The organism is Pseudomonas citronellolis (genome assembly GCF_029335315.1).
Taxonomy (GTDB): domain Bacteria; phylum Pseudomonadota; class Gammaproteobacteria; order Pseudomonadales; family Pseudomonadaceae; genus Pseudomonas; species Pseudomonas citronellolis_A.
The window spans coordinates 1-3,757 of the sequence record NZ_JARJLT010000108.1 but is presented as its reverse complement, the minus strand read 5'-3'; the positions used below and the strand labels follow the sequence as shown (position 1 = coordinate 3,757).

The 3,757-nt window shown below is 67.9% G+C and carries 7 protein-coding genes; 5 read left to right on the top strand and 2 right to left on the bottom strand.

Annotated elements, in window-relative coordinates:
• Nucleotides 1-74: 74 nt before the first annotated feature.
• Nucleotides 75-539 carry a cupin domain-containing protein gene (locus P3W75_RS09095; RefSeq protein WP_276227046.1) on the bottom strand — a complete coding sequence of 155 codons (465 nt, stop codon included), beginning with the start codon at nt 537-539 and terminating at the stop codon, nt 75-77.
• On the bottom strand, nt 539-991 hold the full coding sequence (locus P3W75_RS09090) for a flavodoxin (RefSeq protein WP_276227045.1): 453 nt from the start codon (nt 989-991) through the stop codon (nt 539-541). Before P3W75_RS09090 ends, P3W75_RS09095 begins: the two co-directional genes overlap by 1 nt.
• Nucleotides 992-1,138: 147 nt before the next feature.
• Between P3W75_RS09090 and folM the strand changes: the two genes are divergently transcribed.
• The 5 genes from folM (at nt 1,139) to P3W75_RS09065 (ending at nt 3,607) form a co-directional block, all read left to right on the top strand.
• Nucleotides 1,139-1,849 (top strand): dihydromonapterin reductase, encoded by a 711-nt coding sequence (gene folM, locus P3W75_RS09085; protein ID WP_276227044.1) that lies wholly within the window; start codon nt 1,139-1,141, stop codon nt 1,847-1,849.
• A gap of 29 nt (nt 1,850-1,878) precedes the next feature.
• Nucleotides 1,879-2,439, top strand: coding sequence for a GTP cyclohydrolase I FolE (gene folE, locus P3W75_RS09080; RefSeq protein ID WP_276227043.1), 561 nt, complete (start codon nt 1,879-1,881; stop codon nt 2,437-2,439).
• 1 nt (nt 2,440) lies between these two features.
• Entirely contained in the window at nt 2,441-2,812 is a 372-nt protein-coding gene (gene folX, locus P3W75_RS09075; protein WP_276227042.1) for a dihydroneopterin triphosphate 2'-epimerase, read from the top strand.
• A gap of 119 nt (nt 2,813-2,931) precedes the next feature.
• Nucleotides 2,932-3,255, top strand: coding sequence for a DUF1244 domain-containing protein (locus P3W75_RS09070; RefSeq protein WP_276227041.1), 324 nt, complete (start codon nt 2,932-2,934; stop codon nt 3,253-3,255).
• 13 nt (nt 3,256-3,268) lie between these two features.
• Entirely contained in the window at nt 3,269-3,607 is a 339-nt protein-coding gene (locus tag P3W75_RS09065) for a HopJ type III effector protein (RefSeq protein ID WP_276227040.1), read from the top strand.
• Nucleotides 3,608-3,757 lie beyond the last annotated feature (150 nt).

The following is a 3,757-nucleotide window of genomic DNA, read 5'->3' as shown; positions in this document are numbered from 1 at the left end:
ATAACCGTTCGCGGTTATACGCCGATACGCCGAGGCCGCCGCCATTGCTCGAACCAATTCAGGAGCGCCGTGGGTCAGACCAGCTCGGGAAACTCCGCCGCCAGGCGCCGCCATTCCCGTCGCGTCTCGTCCGACAGCAACTCGAAACCGGCGAACTCGAACGCCGGCGACACCGTACAGCCCACCAGCACGTAATCGCCCAGGCAGCGCGCCGCCTGCCAGGCGTGGGCCGGCACCGCGCGCTGCGGCAGCGTCCCCTCGCCCACCGGGCCGAGGATTTCGCGACTTACCGGCTGCGCCGGGTCCCGCGCCACCAGCAGTTCCAGCGCCGCGCCTTCGTGCCAGTGCCACAGCTCGTCGGCGTCGACCCGGTGCCAACGGCTCACCGCGCCGCCGGGCAGCAGGAAGAAGATCGCCGACGACTGCGCGCGCCCGCCCGGCCCCGCCAGCGCCGACTCGAAGACGCGGCGGTAGAAGCCGCCCTCCGGGTGCGGGGCCAGCTGCAGGGTATCGATCAGGTAGCGGGCGCGCGGGTGCATCAGCCTTTCAGCGCGGCGATGAAATCGGCGAGCCAGGGCTCGGCGTCGGTTTCCGGGGTGACCGTCTCGCTGGCGTCCAGGCGCAGCATCGGCAGCACCTCGCGCAGGCCCAGTTCGGCGTACAGCTCGCGCACCTGCTCGCCGCCACCGCAGTAGGTGTCGCCGTAGCTGGAATCGCCCAGGCCGATCACCGCGCCGGGCAGCCCGCGCCAGTTCGGCAGGCGGTCGCGGATGGCGTAGTACAGCGGCTGGATGTTGTCCGGCAGCTCACCCAGGCCGGTGGTCGAGGTGACGGTGAGGAACGCCTGCGGCGCGGCCTCGACCAGCCCCTCGAGCGTGGCCCGCGGCTCGAACCAGGTTTCCAGGCCGGCGGCCTCCAGCAGGCGCTTGGCATGGCGCGCGACCTCTTCGGCGGTGCCATAGACCGACCCGGACAGAATGGCGACTTTCATGACGACTCCCGTTCACACGACAAGGCCGGCATTATGCCGCAAGCGGCGCGCGGGTGTTCGCCGGGGCGGCGCGGCTGGTATAGTTTTTTCCCACTGCGCCGCTCGGGATTGTTTCCAGCGGCGCTCGACCACTCCCGCGAGACCCGCATGAGCGCATCCCCGGCCCCCATCCTGATCACCGGCGCCAGCCAGCGCGTCGGCCTGCACTGCGCACTGCGCCTGCTCGACGCCGGCCAGCCGGTGATCGTCAGCTACCGCAGCGAGAAGCCCGGCGTGCAGCAACTGCGCGAGCGCGGCGCGACCTGCCTGCACGGCGATTTCGCCGACGAGGCCGGCATCCTCGCCTTCATCGACGCGCTCAAGGCGCACACCGACAGCCTGCGCGCCGTCATCCACAACGCCTCGGCGTGGCTCGGCGAACAACCCGGCCACGAGGCCGAGGCGTTCCGCGCGCTGTTCAACGTGCACATGCTCGCGCCCTACCTGATCAACCTGCATTGCACGCCGCTGCTGGAACGCTCGCAGCCGGCCGACATCATCCACATCAGCGACGACGTGGTGCGCAAGGGCAGCGCGAAGCACATCGCCTACTGCGCCAGCAAGGCCGGCCTGGACAGCCTCGCGCAGTCCTTCGCGGCGCGCCTGGCGCCGAAGATCAAGGTCAACACCATCGCCCCGGCGCTGGTCATGTTCAACGCCGGGGACGACGCCGACTATCGCGCGCGCACCCTGGCGAAGTCCGCCCTGGGCATCGAGCCGGGGCCGGACGTCGTCTACCAGGCCATCCGCTACCTGCTGGACACCCCCTACGTCACCGGCACCACCTTGACCGTCAATGGCGGCCGGCACCTCAAATGACCGCCCGGCGAGGCGCGAGGAACCCTGCAATGACCGATTCCCTGTCCGCGAACTACCGCGAGATACTCCTGGGCCTGGGCGAGAACCCCGACCGCGAAGGCCTGCTCGACACGCCCAAGCGCGCGGCCAAGGCCATGCGCTACCTGTGCCACGGCTACGAGCTGAGCCTGGAGGAGATCGTCAACGGCGCGCTGTTCGCCTCGGACAACGACGAAATGGTGATCGTCCGCGACATCGAGCTGTACTCGCTGTGCGAACACCACCTGCTGCCCTTCATCGGCAAGGCCCATGTGGCGTACATTCCCACCGGCAAGGTGCTCGGCCTGTCGAAGGTGGCGCGCATCGTCGACATGTTCGCCCGCCGCCTGCAGATCCAGGAGAACCTCACCCGGCAGATCGCCGAGGCGATCGAGCGCATCACCGGCGCCGCCGGCGTGGCGGTGGTGATCGAGGCGCAGCACATGTGCATGATGATGCGCGGGGTGGAGAAGCAGAACTCGCAGATGTTCACCTCGGTGATGCTCGGCGCCTTCCGCGACTCCAGCAACACCCGCCAGGAATTCCTCCAACTGATCGGACGGAGCAAGTGAAATGACGCAACTGCAGCCGGGCATGGCGCGGATCCGCGTGAAGGATCTGCGCGTGCGCACCTACATCGGCATCAAGGAAGAGGAAATCCTCAACAAGCAGGACGTGCTGATCAACCTGACCATCCTCTACCCCTCGCAGGAAGCGGTGCAGGTCAACGACATCGAGCACGCGCTGAACTACCGCACCATCACCAAGGCGATCATCGCCCACGTCGAGGAGAACCGCTTCGCCCTGCTGGAACGCCTGACCCAGGAGCTGCTCGACCTGGTCATGGCCCACCCGGCGGTGCACTACGCCGAAGTGGAAGTGGACAAGCCGCACGCCCTGCGCTTCGCCGAATCGGTGTCCATCGCGCTGGCCGCCGAACGCTGAGCCGCGCGGCGCCGCCTGGCCAACGGCCATTGCTGGCGCCCGCCCCGGCTCTTATCATCAGGCCAGCCCCGAAGAGCCCCCGACGTCACGCGACGACGCGCCAAGCGAGAGCCGAAGCCATGAGCAAGCCCGAACACAGCATCCTCGACCTCAGCCAGGAACAACGCACGGAACTTGAGGCCGCGGCCTTCCGCACCCTGGTTCAGCACCTGCGCAACCGCAAGGACGTGCAGAACATCGACCTGATGAACCTCGCCGGCTTCTGCCGCAACTGCCTGTCCAAGTGGTACAAGGCCGCGGCCGACGACAAGGGCCTGGAATTGAGCCCGGAACAGGCCCGCGAGGAGATCTACGGCATGCCTTACGCCGAATGGAAGGCGAAATACCAGAAGGAGGCCACGCCCGATCAGCAGGCCGCCTTCGACACAGCCAAGAAGCATTGACGAGTCCGCCTTGATGACCCTCACCGATTTCCGCGCGCGCCTGCGCAACGAGCAGCACCTGTTCACCGACACCCTGGCGTTCATCGCCGAGCACTACAGCTACAGCCCCAGCGCCTTCGGCAACGGCCCGGTGGAAAACCCGGCCGGGCAGAACGAGGGCTCCTGCAAGACCCTCGGCTTCGCCATCCTCGAAGGCCTGAGCCTGGAAGAGACCCTGCTGGCGTTCGGCGAGCACTACCGCGCGGTGCGCGAAAATCCCGAAGGCACCGACCACGCCAACATCCGCGCGCTGCAGAGCACCGGCCTGGCCGGCGTGCGCTTCGAGCGCCAGCCGCTGTCGCGCCGCGGCTGAGTCGCAGTCACCAGGCATGCAAAAGCCCCGCAGATGCGGGGCTTTTTCTTGTCTGGCGCTCCCGTTGGAGCGAGCTTTCTCGCGAACGCCGTCCGTCAACGTCGTCATCCCCGCGAACGCGGGAACGACGGGATGGAAGGGTAACGCGGG